The organism is Halopiger aswanensis (genome assembly GCF_003610195.1).
Classification (GTDB): domain Archaea; phylum Halobacteriota; class Halobacteria; order Halobacteriales; family Natrialbaceae; genus Halopiger; species Halopiger aswanensis.
Genome location: NZ_RAPO01000003.1, coordinates 179,529 through 197,539, shown reverse-complemented (window position 1 = coordinate 197,539; position 18,011 = coordinate 179,529). Strand labels below are relative to the sequence as shown.

The 18,011-nt window shown below is 66.8% G+C and carries 19 protein-coding genes; 9 read left to right on the top strand and 10 right to left on the bottom strand.

The features are described from left to right. Positions 1-82: 82 nt before the first annotated feature. Positions 83-3,148: a PAS domain S-box protein gene (locus ATJ93_RS14925; RefSeq protein ID WP_120245454.1), complete on the top strand. Its 3,066-nt coding sequence runs from the start codon at positions 83-85 to the stop codon at positions 3,146-3,148. Positions 3,149-3,186: 38 nt separating this feature from the next. On the opposite strand, the gene ATJ93_RS14920 is transcribed toward ATJ93_RS14925, so the two are convergent. Together ATJ93_RS14920 and ATJ93_RS14915 are read right to left on the bottom strand one after the other, a co-directional pair. Continuing rightward, positions 3,187-4,284 carry an archaeosine biosynthesis radical SAM protein RaSEA gene (locus tag ATJ93_RS14920; protein ID WP_120245453.1) on the bottom strand — a complete coding sequence of 366 codons (1,098 nt, stop codon included), beginning with the start codon at positions 4,282-4,284 and terminating at the stop codon, positions 3,187-3,189. A 338-nt stretch (positions 4,285-4,622) separates the two neighbouring features. After that, positions 4,623-4,811, bottom strand: a complete 189-nt coding sequence (locus ATJ93_RS14915; RefSeq protein WP_120245452.1) for an HVO_0649 family zinc finger protein — start codon at positions 4,809-4,811, stop codon at positions 4,623-4,625. 107 nt (positions 4,812-4,918) lie between these two features. On the opposite strand from ATJ93_RS14915, the gene ATJ93_RS14910 reads away from it, so the two are divergent. The 4 genes from ATJ93_RS14910 to ATJ93_RS14895 all read left to right on the top strand — a co-directional run bounded on the left by ATJ93_RS14910 (position 4,919) and on the right by ATJ93_RS14895 (position 10,227). Further along, positions 4,919-6,901, top strand: a complete 1,983-nt coding sequence (locus ATJ93_RS14910) for a bacterio-opsin activator domain-containing protein (RefSeq protein ID WP_120245451.1) — start codon at positions 4,919-4,921, stop codon at positions 6,899-6,901. 104 nt (positions 6,902-7,005) lie between these two features. Further along, positions 7,006-7,191 (top strand): DUF1328 family protein, encoded by a 186-nt coding sequence (locus ATJ93_RS14905; RefSeq protein ID WP_120246018.1) that lies wholly within the window; start codon positions 7,006-7,008, stop codon positions 7,189-7,191. 249 nt (positions 7,192-7,440) lie between these two features. Then, entirely contained in the window at positions 7,441-9,378 is a 1,938-nt protein-coding gene (locus tag ATJ93_RS14900; RefSeq protein WP_120245450.1) for an aldehyde ferredoxin oxidoreductase family protein, read from the top strand. Between the two features lie 186 nt (positions 9,379-9,564). Beyond that, a complete protein-coding gene (locus tag ATJ93_RS14895; protein ID WP_245977588.1) occupies positions 9,565-10,227 on the top strand; it encodes a metal-dependent hydrolase in 663 nt (220 codons plus the stop codon). A 163-nt stretch (positions 10,228-10,390) separates the two neighbouring features. On the opposite strand, the gene ATJ93_RS14890 is transcribed toward ATJ93_RS14895, so the two are convergent. Continuing rightward, positions 10,391-10,795, bottom strand: coding sequence for a winged helix-turn-helix domain-containing protein (locus ATJ93_RS14890; protein WP_120245449.1), 405 nt, complete (start codon positions 10,793-10,795; stop codon positions 10,391-10,393). A gap of 251 nt (positions 10,796-11,046) precedes the next feature. Between ATJ93_RS14890 and ATJ93_RS14885 the strand changes: the two genes are divergently transcribed. Then, entirely contained in the window at positions 11,047-11,715 is a 669-nt protein-coding gene (locus tag ATJ93_RS14885) for a helix-turn-helix domain-containing protein (RefSeq protein WP_120245448.1), read from the top strand. Between the two features lie 127 nt (positions 11,716-11,842). Then, the gene (locus tag ATJ93_RS14880; RefSeq protein WP_120245447.1) at positions 11,843-11,992 is read left to right on the top strand and encodes a DUF7560 family zinc ribbon protein; all 150 of its coding nucleotides are present in this window, start codon (positions 11,843-11,845) and stop codon (positions 11,990-11,992) included. Between the two features lie 217 nt (positions 11,993-12,209). On the opposite strand, the gene ATJ93_RS14875 is transcribed toward ATJ93_RS14880, so the two are convergent. From ATJ93_RS14875 to ATJ93_RS14865, 3 genes are all read right to left on the bottom strand, one after another. Next, the gene (locus ATJ93_RS14875; protein ID WP_120245446.1) at positions 12,210-12,662 is read right to left on the bottom strand and encodes a pyridoxamine 5'-phosphate oxidase family protein; all 453 of its coding nucleotides are present in this window, start codon (positions 12,660-12,662) and stop codon (positions 12,210-12,212) included. Between the two features lie 129 nt (positions 12,663-12,791). Continuing rightward, positions 12,792-13,175 carry a hypothetical protein gene (locus ATJ93_RS14870; protein WP_120245445.1) on the bottom strand — a complete coding sequence of 128 codons (384 nt, stop codon included), beginning with the start codon at positions 13,173-13,175 and terminating at the stop codon, positions 12,792-12,794. A 4-nt stretch (positions 13,176-13,179) separates the two neighbouring features. Beyond that, entirely contained in the window at positions 13,180-13,437 is a 258-nt protein-coding gene (locus tag ATJ93_RS14865; RefSeq protein ID WP_120245444.1) for a hypothetical protein, read from the bottom strand. Between the two features lie 141 nt (positions 13,438-13,578). Here ATJ93_RS14865 and ATJ93_RS14860 point away from each other — a divergent pair, with 141 nt between their 5' ends. Further along, entirely contained in the window at positions 13,579-14,484 is a 906-nt protein-coding gene (locus tag ATJ93_RS14860; protein ID WP_120245443.1) for an ABC transporter ATP-binding protein, read from the top strand. Beyond that, on the top strand, positions 14,485-16,125 hold the full coding sequence (locus ATJ93_RS14855; protein ID WP_120245442.1) for an ABC transporter permease: 1,641 nt from the start codon (positions 14,485-14,487) through the stop codon (positions 16,123-16,125). A 40-nt stretch (positions 16,126-16,165) separates the two neighbouring features. Here ATJ93_RS14855 and ATJ93_RS14850 read toward each other — a convergent pair whose 3' ends face one another. The 4 genes from ATJ93_RS14850 to ATJ93_RS14835 all read right to left on the bottom strand — a co-directional run bounded on the left by ATJ93_RS14850 (position 16,166) and on the right by ATJ93_RS14835 (position 17,953). Next, entirely contained in the window at positions 16,166-16,504 is a 339-nt protein-coding gene (locus tag ATJ93_RS14850) for an AzlD family protein (RefSeq protein WP_245977586.1), read from the bottom strand. Next, complete coding sequence (locus ATJ93_RS14845; protein WP_211334072.1) at positions 16,494-17,270, bottom strand: AzlC family ABC transporter permease; 777 nt, start codon at positions 17,268-17,270, stop codon at positions 16,494-16,496. The genes ATJ93_RS14850 and ATJ93_RS14845 overlap by 11 nt, the downstream gene beginning before the upstream one ends. A gap of 102 nt (positions 17,271-17,372) precedes the next feature. After that, the gene (locus tag ATJ93_RS14840; protein WP_120246016.1) at positions 17,373-17,573 is read right to left on the bottom strand and encodes a hypothetical protein; all 201 of its coding nucleotides are present in this window, start codon (positions 17,571-17,573) and stop codon (positions 17,373-17,375) included. A gap of 95 nt (positions 17,574-17,668) precedes the next feature. Beyond that, on the bottom strand, positions 17,669-17,953 hold the full coding sequence (locus ATJ93_RS14835) for a ubiquitin-like small modifier protein 1 (RefSeq protein ID WP_120245440.1): 285 nt from the start codon (positions 17,951-17,953) through the stop codon (positions 17,669-17,671). Positions 17,954-18,011: the final 58 nt, after the last annotated feature.

Below are 18,011 nucleotides of genomic sequence, written 5' to 3'. Positions count from 1 at the left end.
AACAATTACGTCCCGTTCGGCGGGACGTCGGTTGCGGCGCTGCGTTGCGACGAGCAAAAGCGGTCCGCGGCTTCAACGCACGATGACTCCCACGACCTGTGCCGTCTACGCCGACGCTAACCCGTCGGACGAGGTCGTCGCCGTCCTGCGAGACGCCGGGATCGAACCCGACGTCGTCGGGACGGCCGCCGACTGTCTGGCGACGCTCTCGAGTGCCGACTGCGTCGTGCTCGGCGGGCCGCTCCCCGACGGCTCGCCCACCGCGCTCTGTACGCGAATCAGAGCGCAACGCGGAGACATTCCGATCGTCGTGACGCCGACGGCGGCCGACGGCAGCGAGGAACTCGCGGGCAACGTGATCGCCGCGGGTGCGGACGGTTACGTCCCTCGGTCGCAGGGCGTCGCGATGCTCGCCACGCGGCTGCACGATCTGCTGCAGGCGCAGTCACGAGCGACGGACGATGATGACGATGACGATAACGATGATACCTCGTCCGAGTCGCCGAGCCCGGACGCTGCCGCCGAGCGGCGCGAACTGACCGCCACCGATGCCGATCGGAACCGGGCCGTCGCCCTCGAGGCCCTGCAGGAAACGACGCACGAACTGCTTCGCGCCGAGTCTGCCGCCGAAATCGCGGCGATCGTCACGGCCGCAACCGAACACGTCGTCGACGAGCCGCTCGCAGCGCTCTATCTTCGGACCGACGGCGACGGCGGGATCGCGACCGGCGACCGCACCGCGTCGGACGCGCTCGAGCCCGTCGGAACGACCACCCGCCTCGAGGCGGCTGCTGGCGACGTTCAGTGCATCGGTCCCGACGACGGACTCCTCTGGCGGGCGTACACGGCCACGGAGCCGACGGTCGTCGCCGACATTACGTCGGATCACACGGCCCACCCGATCGCGAACGCGACCGGCACCGTCGCGCTGCAGCCGCTCGGGGACCACGGCCTGTTGGCAGTTGGCTCCGGGCCGGAGAGCGACCTCGACGCCGTCGCCGTTCACCTCCTCGGCGTGCTGGCTGCGACGGCGGAAGCGGCGCTCGATCGGGCCGTCCGCGAGCGCGACCTCGAGCGCACCGAGACCGTCGTCGAAACGGTCGGCGACGGCGTCTACTCGCTGGACCGGTCGGGCCGGTTCGTCACGGTCAACGACGCGATGACCGACGTGACGGGCTACGAGCGCGACGACCTCGTCGGCGCACACATCTCGACCATCCTCACCGACGAGAGCGCCGACCGCCGCCGCAAGCGACTCCGCGCGCTCTCTTCCGCGGGTCGAGTCGCTGACAGAGAACGCGGCGGAGACGCGATCGCCGCCTACGAGGTCACCCTCGAGACGCGCGACGGCCGCCACGTTCCCTGCGAGATCAACGCGGCGTTGACCGGTCCGGACGGCGATCTCGAGGGGACCGTCGGAATCGTCCGAGATATCAGCGACCGCAAGCGGATGCAACACGAACTCGTCGCCCACGAGGCGAAGATCGAGAACCTCCACGAGGTCGCGTCCCGGCTGGACGACTGCGAGACGCGTGCGGAAATCTACGACCTCACCCTCGAGGCGGCCGAGGAGGTGCTGCACTTCGACGCCTGCGTCGTCGACATCGCGGAGGGCGAATCCCTCGTCAAGAAGGCGATCTCGTCGGAGATCGACGAGGCGTTCGCCCGGCCGATGTCGATCGACGAGGGGATCGCCGGAAAGACGTATCAAACGGGCCAAACTTATCGGATCGCGGACGTCGCCGCCGACGAGGATGCGGCGCCCGAAAGCGCCGAATTCCGGTCGGCACTTTCCGTCCCGATCGGGGAGAAAGGGGTCTTTCAGGCAGTCTCGACGGAGCCGGACGCGTTCGACGCCGACGACGAAGAACTCGCGGAGCTGCTGCTCTCCCACGTCGCCGACGCGCTCGATCGATTCGACTTCGAGGCAGAGATTCGCGCGGAGCGGGACCGGTTCGCCGCGCTCTTCGAGAACGTCCCCGACGCGGCCGTCATCGCACGCCACACCGAGTCCGAGGAACCGATCGTCGAGGCCGTCAATCCCGCGTTCGAGTGCCTTTTCGGCTACGAGGCGGACGAACTGGTCGGCGAACCGCTCGACGAACGCATCGTCCCGCCCGACCGAAGCGCCGCGGCGATGACGATCAACAGGCGGAGCAACCGAGGCTCGGTCGTCGAAACCGAAGGCAAACGCCGGACTGCGGACGGCCTGCGGGATTTCATGATCCGCGTCGTGCCGGTGACGACCGACGCGTCGGCGGACGGAGCCGGCGGGGAGGCGTCGGTCGAACGGACCGTCGGACTCTACACCGACATCACCGATCGCAAACGGCAACAGCAGCAACTCGAGATCCTCAACCGCGTGTTACGCCACGACCTGCGCAACGGCATGAACATCATCGACGGCTGCGCCGAGGAACTCGCCGACCGCCTCGCGGATGACGGGACCGACGCGGCCGAGTACGCGACGATCATCCGGGAGCGAGCCGACGACCTCATCGGCCTCGCCGAGAAGACCCGGGCGGTCGAGCGCACCCTCGAGCGCGACGGGGCGATACACAAACCGATCGATCTCGTCGCAGTATTGCAGCAGGTGATCGACCGGCTCGAGTGTGCGTACGCCGTGGTGGAAGGCGAACCCACCGCCGATGCAGATCCCGACACCGATAGCGAAGCACCCGATTCCGTCGACCTCACCGTCGAACTGGCCGACTCGGTCCCCGAGCAGTGTTTCGTCCGCGGGACCGACTACCTCGAGACGGCGATCTTCCAGGTGCTCGAGAACGCGGTCGAACACAACGACAGCGCGTCGCCGACGATCGAAATACGGCTGGACGCGTCGAAGAACGACCAGCCGGGTGGCCGTCACGAGAGCGCCGGCGACATGGTCGTGCTCTCGATCGCGGACGACGGCCCCGGCATCCCCGAAGAAGAGCGTGCGCTCCTGCAGGAAGATCGCGAGATTACGCAGTTACGCCACGCGAGCGGCCTCGGCCTCTGGCTTGTCAACTGGGTCGTCTCGCAGTCGGGCGGCCAGCTCGCGTTCCGCACGAATCAGCCCCGAGGAACGGTCGTCGACGTTCGGCTGCCGCGGGTCGACGCGGAGACGGTACAGCGCGGTGACGACGAACCGCCGAGGGATGACTGACGATCGGTGGCTGGCGACGTCGTCGGTTACCGTTACCGTTACCGCGTCAGCGGCTGGTTGAAACTCCGCTCGCGCTCCATGACGGTCTCCCAGGTCAGTTCGCACTCGCAGGAGACCTGGTCGAATACGGAAGGATCCTGCCGGAGGTCGAAGTCCTTGATCGCCTTCTGGACGAGGTCGTCACACTCCGTGCAGTTGTGCGGCCCGCGGTCGGAGCCGTGGCCGACGGGGTCCGAGACGACGATGGCGTCGACGTCGGCGGTCTCCTCGAGGACGTGGGCGACCGACCAGAGCCACGGCGGCCGGTAGCCGTCGTTGAAGTAGAGTTCGTCGACCATGGTGTAGCGCTGGACGTTGCAGGGGTTCATCGAGACGGTGTGACAGCCCTCGACGTCGGCGCAGCGCTCGATCGAGGAAATCATGTCCTCGACGGCTTCCGATTCGGTGAGGAAGGGCGGCTTCATCAGCAGGTAGGCCTTGATGCCGGCCTCGGCGTCGTCGGCTTCCTCGTCGGCCGCTGCGGCCTCGGCGCAGGCGTCTTCGAAATCGGCGAAGTCGAAGTACTTGTTCACGCAGTCGTGGCGCACGCGGTCCGTCGCCGTCTCGAGGCCGATCGCGACGTCGGTGTCGAGTCCGTACTGGGTGAAGTCGGCGATCTTCTCGCGGTCGACGAAGTCGGGCAGGGACTCGACGACCATGCGGTCGCGATCGCCGAAGGTGTCGGCGATCGCTTTGCGGGTCTCGGCGCCGACCTCGCGCTCGTCGAGGAAGGAGCCGGAGGTGTAGATCTTGATGAGGCCGGCGGGTTCGTCGGCGTTCTCGCGCTCGTGCTCGAGGCAGACCTCGATCTGGTCCATCAGGGCCTCGTGGGAGACGGAGCCGCCGTCGACGCTCTCGGCGACGTAGCCGCACATGGTGCAGCCGCCGGCGCGGGCCCAGCGACAGCCGCCCGTGTTGAGGATGATCGTCAGGCTCCGTTTGACGCCGTCGGGCGTGTTGTCCTCGTCGAGCCAGACGCGGGTGGGCTCGTGGGGATCGTAGCTGGCCTCCTTGCGCGAGCGGATCTCGCGCATCACTTGGTTGTGGGCGTCCATGCCCTTGCCCTGCTCGTAGACGTCGGGCGTCGGTTGACTCATTAGCAGGGGAAAGCGGGCCAGCGCCTAAAGCGCCTTCGTTGGGATCGCTCGAGCGAGCGACGATTCGAACAGGCGGTGACTCGAGATCGTCGGTCGCGTCTCAGGGTCGGCGATCGCGTCTCGATATTGCCAGTCCCGACTCGAGATCGGCGATCACGTTCCGAGAGCGGGTCGGCGTGGGTCCTTTCGAGAGTCGATGAGACTGAATCGAAGAGCAACGAGAGCACGCGCCGCTCCGTCCACCGTTCGTAGACGTTCGCTCCGCCCGTCGACTGCGGGCGCTTCCGGCGCCGCTCGGGCGGCGATACTCGTTAGTCGCGTCTCGATTCCACGCGCGACTACAGTCGCATCTCCTTGGTCTCGATCGCGCCGCAGGTCGGACAGACGAACCGGTAGTTGACCCGATTCCCGGACGTGGTCACCTGCCAGCCGCCGTCCTCGTCGAGGTAGCCACATTGTCGGCACTGTAGTTCCGATTTGTCGAACTTCTCGCGGAGTCGCTCGAACGGTGAACGGTAGGTGCTCATACATCATTATCTACCGTGCATGTTATTAACTCTCACGCCTATGGTTCGAATCGTGACCCGTTCGCCGAGCCACACGGTTCTTAGGGACGAGTTCCGTACGAGGACCTATGACTAACGCCGATCCCGCAGCGGGTGCCGAGAGTACCTCGCCGGCGGCAGCCGCGCTCGAGCGCGTCGTCGCGCCCGTCATTTCGGTCGCCGACGGGACGATCGCGTACGCCAACCGGGCGGCCCGTGACGCGTTCGGAATCGACACCGAGAGCGGCCCTCGCGATCCCGCGACGCTCGCGTCGTGGCCGTCGCTCGAGGCGGCGATCGAGGAGACGGTCGTCGGGACCGTTCGAACGGTCCCCCTCGAGGACGACCGGTACGACGCTCGCGTCCACCGCGACGAGGACGGTGTGACGATCGTCTTCGAGTCGACTGCCCGCACGGACGCCGAACCGGACGCAGCGGCCGCGTTCGACGCCGGCGCCGAGCAATCGGCCGACGCCGACGACTCCGCGCCCGCGTCTCCGCCGGCGACCGACCGCACCGTCAAGGAACGCGCCCTCGAGGAGGCGCCGGTCGGCATCACGATCTCGGACCCCGACCGCGAGGACAACCCGCTTGTGTACGTCAACGACGCCTACCAGGAGATGACGGGCTACAGTTATGACGACGTTGTCGGGCGCAACTGCCGGTTTCTGCAGGGCGAGGACTCGGATCCGGCGGCGATCGCGGAGATGGCGGCCGCGATCGACGAGGACCGACCGGTCACCGTCGAACTCAAGAACTACCGCAAGGACGGCACCGAGTTCTGGAACGAGGTGACGATCGCGCCCGTCCGCAACGACGCCGGCGAGGTCACCAACTACGTCGGCTTCCAGAACGACATCACCGCGCGCAAGGAAGCCGAACGCGCCCTCGAGCGCCGCACCGAGGAACTCGAGTACGTCCTCGATCGCGTCGAGGGGCTCGTTCGGGACGTCACCGCGTCCGTGGCAGGCTCGACCGATCGCGGGGAACTCGAGGCTGCAGTTTGCGAGCGGATCGCCGACGAACCGGCCTACGAGGGCGTCTGGATCGGCGAGCGCAACCCCGCGACGGGGACGATCGACGTTCGCACGAACGCCGGGACGAGCGTCGTCGACGACTCGATCTCGGCCGACGGCGACCACCCCGCCGCCGCGGCGCTCTCGAGCGACGGCGTGTCCGTCGGAACCGTCGACGGAGCCACTCTGGCCGCGTTTCCGCTTCAGTACAACGAGATCGAGTACGGCGTTCTGACGGTTCGCCTCGCCGACGGCACCGACGTCGACGAGCGCGAATCCGCGATCCTCTCGGCGCTCGCCCGCGCGATCGCCAGCGGGATCAACGCTCGCGAAACCAGCCGCATGCTCGCGACCGACGCGGTCGTCGCGGTCGAATTCGAGGTCCGCGATCGCCGGGTCGCGCCGGTCGCACTCTCGGCCGACGCGGACTGCCGGCTCGAGTACCGCCGGTCGGTTCACCGGACCGGCGGTACTCGCAACGGGGACGGGCAGGAACGAACAACCTCGCTGTTTACCGCCACCGGCGCCAGCGCCGCGGAACTCACCGACGCCGCCGCAGCGTTGCCCAACGTCGACTGTCGAATCGTCGTCGAGCGCGACGAGGAGTGTCTGATCGAACTCGAGCGGGACGACGACCTCGTCGGCTGGCTCTCCGAGCGCGGCGTCCGCACCCACGCCATCGAGAGCGAGGACGGCAGCGCGACGGTCACACTCGAGATTCCCCGGTCGGCGAACGTCCGGTCGATCGTCGAATCCCTCGAGGACCGCTACGAGGGAACGGACGTGCGCTCGTTCCAGCAGCGCGACCGCGGCGGCGACACGCGCCAAGAGTTCGCGGGGCGCCTCGAGGACGACCTCACCGAGCGCCAACTGGACGCGTTACGGCGCGCCTATCTCGGCGGCTACTTCGAGTGGCCCCGACCGACGACCGGCGAGGAACTCGCCCAGTCGATGGACGTCTCGCGGCCGACGTTCCACGAGCACCTGCGGACCGCCGAGGCGAAACTCTGTCGCGCGTTCTTCGACGACGCTGCCGACGCGAACGAGTCCGCGTAGTCCCCGCCCACAGCGTCTGAATCTGCGGTTACCGTCCTGTAGTCCGTTCTTAGCCCCGCGGACGGTCGCCGGCGTTTATGTACCCGGTCGTGATAGCCGACGGCATGCTCGAGCACGCAATACCGTTGCAGGGCGGCGGCGGATTCCTGTACTGGGCGATCGTGTTCTTCGTCCTCGCGATCATCGCCGCGGCCGTCGGGGCGCGAGGCGTCGCAGGGGTCTCGATGGAGATCGCGCGGATCTTCGTGTTGATCTTCATCATCCTCGCGATCGTGGCACTACTGTTATAGCCACGAGGGGCGCCCGTTCCGTGTCGCTCTCGGCCGCTCCTGGCCGCTCCCGGCACGGTCGCAGTAAGGACGGGTCGTTACGAGTACGCAGTTCTTACCACCTCGGCGCTCGAGCGGGATCACCGCCCCGCCACTGACAATTCAGTGAGACGGGGCGATCGACCGGACGGCGTGTTAACTACATGTGGTTACTGATGGTTGGGAACTACTAACAGCGTAGAGGGCGTACTGTAACAAGAGGGGTTTATCATGACAGAATTCGGCGGTTTCCAAGATAGGGTCGCTCGCATCGACCTCTCGGACGGGGACGTCGCGTACGAGTCGATCGACGACGAGGACGCGAAGAAGTATATCGGTGCGCGCGGCCTCGGGGTGAAGTACGTATTCGAACAGGGACCGGACGTCGATCCGCTCGGACCCGACAACCTGCTCGCCTTTATGAACGGGCCGCTGTCGGGCACGCAGGTAACGATGAGCGGCCGGATCGCCGTCTGTACCAAGTCGCCGCTGACCGGCACCGTCACCGACAGTCACCAGGGCGGTTGGTCCGGCGCGCGACTCAAGTGGGCCGGCTTCGACGGGCTGCTCTTCGAGGGCCAGGCCGACGAACCGGTCTACGCGTTCGTCGAGGACGGCGAGGTCGAACTGCGCGACGCCTCCCACCTGTGGGGGATGGGCTTCCACGACGCCCGCGACGCCATCGAGGAGGAAGTCGAGGGGTCCTACGGCAAGAACCTGAGCATCATGGGGATCGGCCCCGGCGGCGAGAACGAGGTTCGCTACGCCACGATCATGAACGAGGACGACCGCGCCTCGGGTCGCGGCGGTGTCGGCTGCGTCGCCGGCTCGAAGAACCTCAAGGCGGTCGTCGTCAAATCGGGGACGAAGATGCCCAAACCCGCGGACAAGGAGACGTTCATGGAGGGCCACCAGCAGGCCATGCAGGTCATCCAGGAGTCCGACGTCACCGCGCCCAACGAGGGCGGGCTCTCGAAGTTCGGCACGAACGTCCTCATGAACCTCACCGAGGAGATGTCCGGGCTCCCGACCCGCAACGCGAAGTACACCTCGACGCGGGACGCCCGCGAGGACGGCTTCGGCGGCGAGGAGTTCGACTCCGAACAGGTGTCGGGGGAGAACGTCCGCGAGAACATCCTCGTCGACGAGCCGACCTGTCACTCCTGTCCCGTCGCCTGCAAGAAGGAAGTCGAAGTCCAGACGATGCACAAGGGCGAGGAGATGAACGTCCGGACGGAGTCCTACGAGTACGAGTCCGCGTTCGCGCTGGGCCCCAACTCCGGTCACACCGAGCGCGACGACATCGCCCTGATGATCGACCGCTGTAACGACATGGGCGTCGACACCATCGAGGTCGGCAACATGATGGCCATGGCCATGGAGATGACCGAGGAGGGCAAACTCGAGGACCTCGATCACGACATGGACTGGGGCGACTCCGAGGAGATGGTCGACATGATCGAGCGGATCGCCCACCGCGAGACCGACCTCGCGGACCTGCTGGCCGAGGGCGCCGACCGCATCGCGGAGAAGATGGACGCCCACGAGAACTCCCTGGCCGTCAAGGGCCAGACCATCCCCGCCTACGACCCGCGCTGCATGAAGGGGATGGGCATCGGCTACGCCACCTCGAACCGTGGCGCCTGCCACCTGCGCGGCTACACGCCCGCCGCGGAAATCCTGGGGATCCCCGAGAAGGTCGATCCCTACGAGTGGGAGGGCAAGGGCGAACTGACCGCGGAGTTCCAGGACCTCCACGCCATCAGCGACTCCTTCGACATCTGCAAGTTCAACGCCTTCGCGGAGGGCATCGAGGAGTACGTCCTCCAGTACAACGGCATGACCGGCCGCGACGTCACGGAGGACGAGCTGATGGAGGCCGGCGAGCGCGTCTACAACCTCGAGCGCTACTACAACAACCTCGCCGGCTTCGACGGCGCGGACGACTCGCTGCCGGACCGGTTCCTGCCCGACGGCATCCCCGGTCAGGGCGCCAGCGAGGGCGAGTACTGCGAACTCGAGCAGATGAAAGAGGAGTACTACGACTACCGCGGCTGGGTCGACGGCGTCGTGCCCGACGAGAAGCTCGACGAACTCGACATCGAGGTCGGCCCCGGAACGGGCGTCAGCGCCGGCGACGGCGCCGCGGCGGCCCCGAGCGACGACTAAGCTGATCGACGAGAGACGCCGGGTCTGTCCCGTTCCGTCCCTCGATCACGCGGTTCCATCGATCGCGATTTCTTTCGACCACGCTCCGTTCAACCGACGGTGTCTGCACCGCCAACCGCGTGCAGGCGACCGGACCGCCCACACCAACGAACATATGCTCGAGACGCGTCTATCCGTGTATACCCTATGATGGCCACGACGCACGCTCTGGTTGGGCTCCTTCTCGCCGCCGCCGTCGCCCTCGTCGCGCCGGGGGTCGCTCCGGTCGTCGCCGTCGCCGCGATCGCCGGCGGCCTCTTTCCCGATCTCGATCTCGTCGGCACCCACCGGAAGACGCTGCACTTTCCGGTCTACGCCTGGCTGCTCGCGGTTCCCGCGGTCGTCGTCGCGATCGCGGTCCCGACGGATTGGACCGTCGCAGCTGCCGTCTTTTTCCTCACCGCCTCGCTCCACCCCGTCACCGATCTGTTCGGCGGCGGCCTCGAGCCGAGACCCTGGCTGGGAACCTCCGACCGAGCCGTCTACAGTCACTACCACGGGCGCTGGCTCGCGCCGCGGCGGTGGATCGGCTACGACGGCTCGCCCGGCGACCTCGCGCTCGCGGCCGTGCTGGCGCTGCCCGCGCTGGTCGTCTTCGACGGGACGATTCGGACGGTCGTCGTCGGCATGCTCGTCATCTCGATCGGGTACACCGTCGTTCGAAAGCCGCTGGCCGACGCCGGCGAGTGGGTCGCCGATCGACTGCCGGCGCCGCTCGTCGCTGCGGCGGGCTCGCTGCCGTCGGCCGAGGACGCTGGCGGAGCGGAGACCGACCCGAGTAACCTCGAGCAGTCTCGGAATCGTAACTAGCTCCGGATCTGTCCAAATTGCGGTCGCTCCGCGATCTCACGCTCGAGACGAGAAGCAGAATCGAATCACCGGCCGGAACCGCTCGAGGCGTCCGCTACGACGTCACCCGAGCAGTGGTGTGTACGTGCGTCCGGTCGCGGTCGCGTCGATCAGTCGGCCGTCGTCAGTCACCGGCGACGGGCTGGGCGGAGCTCGCGTTAGTGTTCGCGCTCGAATCGCCGTCGGCGTCCGGGCTCGTCATCTCGATTTCGACGCCGCCGTCGGCGACGGAGACGACGACGTCGTCGAACGATCGGCGGTACTCGGTCGCGTGCTTGCCGGAGGTGTTGATCCGGACGCGTTCCTCGACGAGGTTCGCTTCGGTGAGTTTCTCGACCTTGCGGTAGGCGGTCGAGGTCGGGATGTCGCACTGCTCGGAGAGTTCGGTCGCGGTCAGCGACTCGTCGCTCGTCGCCTCCAGAATGGCTCTGCAGGCGTCGTCGTCGAGCGCGGCGAGCACGTGCTGGGGGTCGGCGGTGTCTTCCTCGCGGGGCCATCCTCGCTTCGCGTCAGAGTTCGTAGCGGACATCGTTCACTTCCTAGTATCCACCGGACCCCCTCCAAACGAGTCCCAATAAATACAGGGTGCTTTATATGGGGTGGCAGAATCCGCCGCTCGAGCGGTGTGGCGGCTGTTCTCACGGGGCCGAAGGTGGTTGCTGGCGGCGCGTATTCGATCTCAGCGGGCGCAGGTGAGCACTGTACTTACCGGTGATGGTGCAGTCCCACCAAACGACCCGTCCCGCAGGGTTTAGGTTGCCCCGCCCCCCAGACACGGCCGTGCCGTCGGGGATACGCGCCGAAGTGAAACTCGAGGATCCGCCCCACTGCGTCGTCGCGCAAGCGGCCGGCGAGACCGGCGGGTCGGTTCAGTCGGTCTCCAAGAGCGTCAATCCGGACGCGCCCGAGCGCGTGACGGAGGAGTTCATGCTCGAGGCCGAGGAGTATCCCGAGGACGACGCGTTCGACGTCGACGCCGACCTCGAGTCGGTTTTCGCGTACGGCTCGAGTTCGGTCTACCGGTTCCAGCGCGACCTCGGCTGTGGGTGTCCCTGCGAGATCGTCGAGGGCTTCGACTGCCCCGTCGTCGACGTCCGCACGCAGGGGACGGCGCTATATCTCACATTCCACGCGCCGGACATGCAGGGGTTGCAGGCGATCATCGGCGAACTGCAGGCCGAGTGCGAGAACCTCGACGTCCAGCGCCTGCTGCAGTCCCAGCAGGACCACGCCGAGCAGAACCTCGTCTTCGTCGACCGCAGCACGCTGACCGACCGCCAGCTCGAGGTGCTCGAGACGGCCCACCGGATGGGCTACTTCGAACATCCCAAACGGGCCAACGCCGGGGAGGTCGCCGATGAGTTGGATATCACGAGTACGACGTTCACCGAACACCTCGCTGCGGCACAGACGAAACTCCTGGACGCGATCCTCGACCACGAGGGATGACTCCTCCCGTAAGAAGGCTTCGGGAACTATAGGTTCCCAGCACCGAACCGCAACCCTATATATAGTGGACGCACAGCTATGAACGTAGCCGACCCATACCGGATACAAACCGAGTCGTCACGAGCACATGAGTAGATACGAATTCACCTGTCCCGAGTGCGGCCAAGAAATCGAGGTCAACGAGTCGATGCGGGAAGCGACGCTTTCCCACGGTTGTCCGGTCTGTGGCGCCGACGTGACCGAGTCGGCGTTCGCCACGCAACAACAGACCAACTGATACTTATCGACGCCGACCGCACCGTCTCGAGACCCGCAGTGCCATCGCTCGGTTCGTTACGCGGGCTCGGGCGTCTCGAGACCTCGAGAGCCCTCGAGATTCGAGCGTGAATCTAGTCGCGCCGCTCCTCGATTCTACTGTTGATCGCCGCGCCCCGACCCGCTAGCGATTGTCGGATGCAACTCGCTGACCTCGCAGCGACGCCCGGCGCTATCGATTACTCCTCGCGGTCGACTTCGGTCCGTCGACCGTTGAGCGACTCCGGCACGAGTTGGTAGAGTTCGATGTTCAGATCTTCCTTCCCCTCAGCCCAAATTTCGAAGAGCGGCCGTCTGGCCTCGCCGTACTGGGCGATCTGGTCCGGCGTAAGGTCCGACGGGTCGATGTCCTCGAGAGTCCCGGTGGCGATGACGCTTCGATAGGTCGACTCCGCTTCGTCGTAGACGACGAGCCGAGCCTGAGGCGACGAGTCGAGGAACTCCCGCTTCTCGCTGTCCGGCGTCGATACCAGTCGCATGTAGAACCCGCGATTGTCGTCGTCGTAGCCGTACGAGATCGGAATCGCGTACGGTTCGTCGGTGCGCGCGAGCGACAGCACCCCCGTCTCGTGCCGGCCGAGGAAATCGTCGATCTCCTCGTCGGTCATGTCGGTTTCCTTGTCGATGGCCATCGTCTCAGTGTCTTGGCAAAGGTGAATCAGTATCTTTAGCGTTGTCATCGACTTCGAGCCGCGCGGCCGATCGAACACCGTCCTCGCGATCCAACCCCGTGTCTCGATCCGACCGCCGACACGGGATCGTCAGTGGTCGCCTTCCTCGCCGCTCCCTTCGGGCCCGATCAACACCGGCTCGCGGATCTCGAGGGCCGTCTCGAACTCCTCCTCGCGGTCGTTTCGCCGGCCGACGCGCAGGAGCTGTTCCTCGTGGGCGCGCCGGACGGCCGACTGCTCGCGGTCGTCCAGTCCGACGGCGTCGGCGATTTCGTCCCAGTGGCCCCAGTCGACGAGAAACGCCTCGAAGGTCTCGGTCTCGTCGATTCGTTCGTACTCGCGGCGGTATTCCTCGCGCGCGGACGCGAGGTGTGCCTGGGTACGGTCGACCAGATCGGGCAGTCGGGTCGGCGACACCCCTGACTTTGCCGCCGTAAGCAGCAGGATCTGGCCGTCGATGGGATCCCCCGCCATCACGTCATCCCCCCGCGCGCATCGCCTTCTGGGCGAACTTGTCCACGAGCGGCTCGAGGGTTTCCTCGTCGCCCTCGAAGACGACGGTCACCTCAGTTAGCGACATCGACGGGCCGATATCGACCTTCTCCGAGGAAACCGCGGCGGTCCAGTCCTCGCCCGCGATCGTTCCGTCGTCGACCTGCTCGCCGCCGAGGTTCGTCAGGTAGCGAATCGCGAGCCGCTCGGAAATACCGCGAAAGGATCGCTCCCGTCGTTCCATAGCGGTGATTCGCGTGCCGAACGGATAAATTCGCGTACTGTCCGCGCTCGTGTCCGGGGAATCTAGTCGCCGCGAAGCCGCCGCTTCCGATAGTGTAACTGTGGAACCATTTTATGACAGCGGCGTTCGATGGACTCGCCAATGACCCTTCGACTGGAGTCCGTCGGCAAGCGCTACGGCGACGATCTCTGGGGTGTTCGAAACGTCGACCTCGAGTTAGAGACGGGAATCCACGGCCTGCTCGGACCGAACGGCGCCGGAAAGTCAACCCTGATGCGAATCATTACGACGGTCGCCGAGCCCACGACCGGGACCATTACCTGGAACGGGACCGACGTCACCGAGTCGCCGGCCGCCGTTCGGGAGGGACTCGGCTACCTGCCGCAGGATTTCGGCGTCTATCCCGACCTGACCGCACGGGAGTTCCTCGAGTACGTGGCCGCCCTGCGCGGGCTGGACCGCGAGACGGCTGGCGCCCGAATCGACGAACTGCTGGCCCTGACGGGGATCGAGCACGCGGCGGATCGGAAACTCCGTACCTTCTCCGGCGGGATGCGCCAGAGCGTCGGCATCGCGCAGGCGCTGGTCAACGACCCCGACGTGCTGGTCGTCGACGAGCCGACAGTCGGCCTCGATCCGGAGAAGCGCGTGCAGGTGCGGAACCTGCTGTCCTCGGTTGCCGAAGACCGCATCGTCCTCCTCTCGACGCACATCGTCCCCGACGTCGAAGCGACGGCGTCGCGGGTCGCCCTCCTGAACGACGGCGAGTTGCTGGCCCACGCCGATCCGGAATCGCTCGTCGCCGACACCCAGGGCAAGGTCTACGAGTACCTCGCGCCGCGCGATGACCTCGAGACCCTCCGCGAGCGGTATCGGGTCTCGAGCACGGTCCAGCGAGCCGACGGCGTCCGGGTGCGGCTCATCGCCGACGAGCGTCCGCACTCGGACGCCGAACCCGTGACGCCGACGCTCGAGGACGCCTACCTCGATCACGTCGGACCGCGGATGGACGCGAACGCGGTGACGGGGTCGGGAGGGGTGAGGTAGATGGCTGGTGGGGAGCTCTCGACCGCGATCCGCGTCGCTCGGGCCGACGTTCTCCAGCGATTCCGCTCTCGACGGCTGCTGATCGTGCTGGCGATCGTCGCGGTCATCGGCTACCAGTTGAACGTCGGCACGTTCGACCTGTTCTATCAGGACACCGTCGACGGGGCGACCGTCGACTACCGTGGGGAGCGGACCGCGCCGTACGTCGGATTGACCACGGGACTCACCGGTGGCATGTTTCTGCTGCTGGTCGGCTACTACGTCCTCGCGAGTTCGCTTCGTCGGGATCGTTCGACGGGGTTCGATGAACTCCTCGCGAGCACGCCGGTCAGGGACCGGACGTACCTTCTCGGTACTTGGCTCAGTCACGTCACGGTCGTCGCGGCGATCCTGGCGACGCTGGCCGGGGCTGCGCTCGTCAATCACGCCGTCCACGGCGTCGGCAGGACCGATCCGGTCTGGATCGTCGGCGGCGTCTTTCTGATCGCCTTTCCGGTGGGCTGTTTCGTGGCCGGTTTCACGCTCGTCCTGCAGTCGACCGACCGGCTACGCGGGACGGCCGGGAACGTGGTCTACTTTTTCGGCGCAATCGCGGTCTTGACGGCCGCAGCGGCTGCTGTCGGGGATGATGCGGGGGGAACAACGTCGATTCCGTTCTGGGTGCGGGCCGTCGATTCCGTCGGGCTGGTCGGGACGGGCGAGATGACCGTCGACGCGTTGCTCTCGGTCGCCCCCGAATACGACGGCCCGCCGGTCGCGAACTACGGGACCGGGACGATCGACGGTGAGGTCGTCACGTTCGAGTGGAACGGCGGCGCGTGGCCCGCGTGGTTTTTCGCGAACCGACTCGGCTTCTCGTTGGCGGGCATCGGACTGGCGCTCGTCGCGACCCTGCCCTACGATCGGTACGACGCTGGAGACGAATCGACGAGTGGTACCCTCGTCGACCGATTCCGTCGGTTCGTGCCATCTGTTTTCTCTCGCGACAGTGAGGAGGGCGATGCGACCGAACCCACAAACGTCTCGCTGACGCCCGTCGCTAACCGATCGGCCGGCGGATTCGGTCGGCTCCTCGTTCAGGAACTGCGACTCCTCATTAGAGGTCGGCCCTGGTGGTGGTACGCCGGTGCGGCCGTCATCACCGTCGTCGGTGCCGCCGGCACCGTCCCCTCTGAAGCCATCGTCTCGGTCGCAGCGATCTGGCCGCTGTTCGTTTGGTCCGGCATGGGCTACCGCTCGGTCCATCACCGGGTCACGCCATTTATCGTCTCCTCGAGACAGCCGTACCGCCAACTGCTCGCGGAGTGGGCCGCCGGCGCACTCGTTACGGGGGCGTTTCTCGGCGTCGCAGTCTGGCCGACGGTCCTCGAGGCGGGTCTCGAGGGCGCGGTCGTGTTCGGCGGTGCAGTGCTTTTCGTCCCGTCGGTCGCACAGACGCTCGGTCTCTGGAGTCGAACCCGACGGACGTTCGAACTCATCTATCTCGTTCTCTGGTACGCAGGACCGCTGAACGGCGTTCCGCCGCTCGACTTTGCGGGCGCGACGACCGAAACCGTCGGAACCGCGATTCCGGTTGCGTTCGGCGCCGTCGGGTTGATCGCGCTCGGTGCTGCGGTAGTGCACCGGTGGCGCCGAACGTAGCGTCGACACCCGGTTCGGACTCGAGCGTCGCCAGCCCGATTCAGAGCACGCTCCGAAACGTGACGACGCCGACGACGCCGGCGATCAGCGCCAGCAGAATGTTCTCGGTGCGCCACATTACGAGCAGCACCAGCCCCGCAGCGCCCCACTCGGCCGGCCCGCCGTTCGCCAGATCCGGTCCCAGCACGGCGATCACGATCGCGCCCGGCAGCACGGAGAGGCCGGCCTCGAGGCGGTCGCTCAACTCGACGTGGCGGACGAGCCAGATGCCGCCGACCTTCGTGAGCACGGTGACGGCGGTCATCGCGAGGATGACGCCGACCGTGAGCGGCTCGAGCGAGAGCGCGTCGGCGAGGTCGAGGCCGAGCTCACGCATCATAGCGGATCACCTCGACGGCGGCGGCGACGAGACCGCCGAGCAGGACGTACCACCGACCGGGGAGATACTGAGCGGCGATGACGGCGGTACCCAGCGAGGCGATCCAGGGGACGAGCGTCGATTTCCCCTCCCAGAGTTCGGCCGCGAGGGCGACGAAGACGGCTGCGAGGATGAAGTCGAAGCCGTACCGGGCCGGCTCGCCGATGACGCCGCCGGCGACCGCGCCGAGGATCGTCGAGCCGACCCAGAAGACCCAGATGGCGATCCCGCTGCCCAGCAGGAAGGCGCCGCGGCCGCTGCCGGACTTGAGATCGCGCATCGTCAGGGCCCAGTTCTCGTCGGCCATGAAGTAGAGACTGCCGTAGATCTGTGTCGGCGAGAGGCGCCGGAACCAGGGCTGCAGCGCCGCCCCCATCAGCGAGTAGCGGAGGTTGATCGCGAAGACCGTAAAGACGATCGTCGCGATCGGCAGCGGGTCGGCCCAGAGTTCGACGGCGATGATCTGGGACGCGCCGGCCAAGACGGTCGCGCTCATCAGCGCGGCTTCGGCGACGCTCAACCCGGCCTGGTCCGCGAGCACGCCGAAGGCGATGCCGTAGCCGCCGACGCCCAGTGCGATCGGGACGCAGGTAACGAACCCGGCGCGGAATCCCTCCCGGCTGAACGTCACGCGGTCCGGATCCGCGTCGGCCGCGACGCTCGTCGACGGCTCCGGGGTACTCTCGCCGGCGGCGTTCCCGTCGGCTGGAGGGCTCTCTTCGGTCACATTTTGTCAGACGAACACGACGCCTAAACCCTTCTCGAAATCGTCGTCGAAACCGCCGGCCGGCGGACGGACGCTCGTGCCGCGGACCCCGGGCCGAAACGATCAGAACCCGTACGCCGCCAGCGCAACCCCGACGACCGCGACGGCGAGCCCGTACCAGAGTCCGCTCGCGGCGCCGACGGCGACGGCGGCGAGCAACACCAGCACGCCGAGAAACAGCGCGGCCCACTGGGGGCCGGTTCGATCGTTGCGGCGCTCGAGCACCGCGTCGAACCCGATCTCGAGCAGTAACTCGACTAACACGTTCGGCGATTCTCCGAGTGTCGTGAAAAGCGTTCGGTTAGCTGTCAGCTCCGGGCCGTCCGCGGCTCGCACTCGAGACGGTCAGCTCGCCGGACTTACCCGCCCGCAACCGGCGGGAACACCGACACGACGTCGCCGTCATCGAGGGCGGTGGCGGGGCCTTCCATGTGGGCCACGTTGCGGCCGTTTTTGAGCACGCTCAGCTGCTCGCGGACGGCCTCGCCGTCGTCGGTCAAGAGCCGTCCGTCGAGGCCGTCGTACTCGTCCTCGAGTGCGGCGAGGATGTCGCCGACGGTCGCGTCCTCGTTGACCGTGCGGGTGCGCTCCTTGTCGCCGACCGCGTCCCGAAAGGTGGCGAAAAATCGCAGATCGATCTCCATACCGACTAGTCGTCGCGAAACGCCATAAGTTCGGGCGGTGGCTTCGCGGCGCCCGGTC

Excerpts from the sequence above, each read along its gene's own strand:
- ATJ93_RS14920 (WP_120245453.1), bottom strand. The coding sequence starts at position 4,284 with ATGAGTCAACCGACGCCCGACGTCTACGAGCAGGGCAAGGGCATGGAC.
- ATJ93_RS14870 (WP_120245445.1), bottom strand. The coding sequence starts at position 13,175 with ATGGCGGGGGATCCCATCGACGGCCAGATCCTGCTGCTTACGGCGGCA.
- ATJ93_RS14915 (WP_120245452.1), bottom strand. The coding sequence starts at position 4,811 with ATGAGCACCTACCGTTCACCGTTCGAGCGACTCCGCGAGAAGTTCGAC.
- ATJ93_RS14835 (WP_120245440.1), bottom strand. The coding sequence starts at position 17,953 with ATGGAGATCGATCTGCGATTTTTCGCCACCTTTCGGGACGCGGTCGGC.
- ATJ93_RS14900 (WP_120245450.1), top strand. The coding sequence starts at position 7,441 with ATGACAGAATTCGGCGGTTTCCAAGATAGGGTCGCTCGCATCGACCTC.
- ATJ93_RS14905 (WP_120246018.1), top strand. The coding sequence starts at position 7,006 with ATGCTCGAGCACGCAATACCGTTGCAGGGCGGCGGCGGATTCCTGTAC.
- ATJ93_RS14895 (WP_245977588.1), top strand. The coding sequence starts at position 9,565 with ATGATGGCCACGACGCACGCTCTGGTTGGGCTCCTTCTCGCCGCCGCC.
- ATJ93_RS14925 (WP_120245454.1), top strand. The coding sequence starts at position 83 with ATGACTCCCACGACCTGTGCCGTCTACGCCGACGCTAACCCGTCGGAC.
- ATJ93_RS14865 (WP_120245444.1), bottom strand. The coding sequence starts at position 13,437 with ATGGAACGACGGGAGCGATCCTTTCGCGGTATTTCCGAGCGGCTCGCG.
- ATJ93_RS14890 (WP_120245449.1), bottom strand. The coding sequence starts at position 10,795 with ATGTCCGCTACGAACTCTGACGCGAAGCGAGGATGGCCCCGCGAGGAA.
- ATJ93_RS14880 (WP_120245447.1), top strand. The coding sequence starts at position 11,843 with ATGAGTAGATACGAATTCACCTGTCCCGAGTGCGGCCAAGAAATCGAG.
- ATJ93_RS14860 (WP_120245443.1), top strand. The coding sequence starts at position 13,579 with ATGACCCTTCGACTGGAGTCCGTCGGCAAGCGCTACGGCGACGATCTC.
- ATJ93_RS14855 (WP_120245442.1), top strand. The coding sequence starts at position 14,485 with ATGGCTGGTGGGGAGCTCTCGACCGCGATCCGCGTCGCTCGGGCCGAC.
- ATJ93_RS14910 (WP_120245451.1), top strand. The coding sequence starts at position 4,919 with ATGACTAACGCCGATCCCGCAGCGGGTGCCGAGAGTACCTCGCCGGCG.
- ATJ93_RS14850 (WP_245977586.1), bottom strand. The coding sequence starts at position 16,504 with ATGATGCGTGAGCTCGGCCTCGACCTCGCCGACGCGCTCTCGCTCGAG.
- ATJ93_RS14875 (WP_120245446.1), bottom strand. The coding sequence starts at position 12,662 with ATGGCCATCGACAAGGAAACCGACATGACCGACGAGGAGATCGACGAT.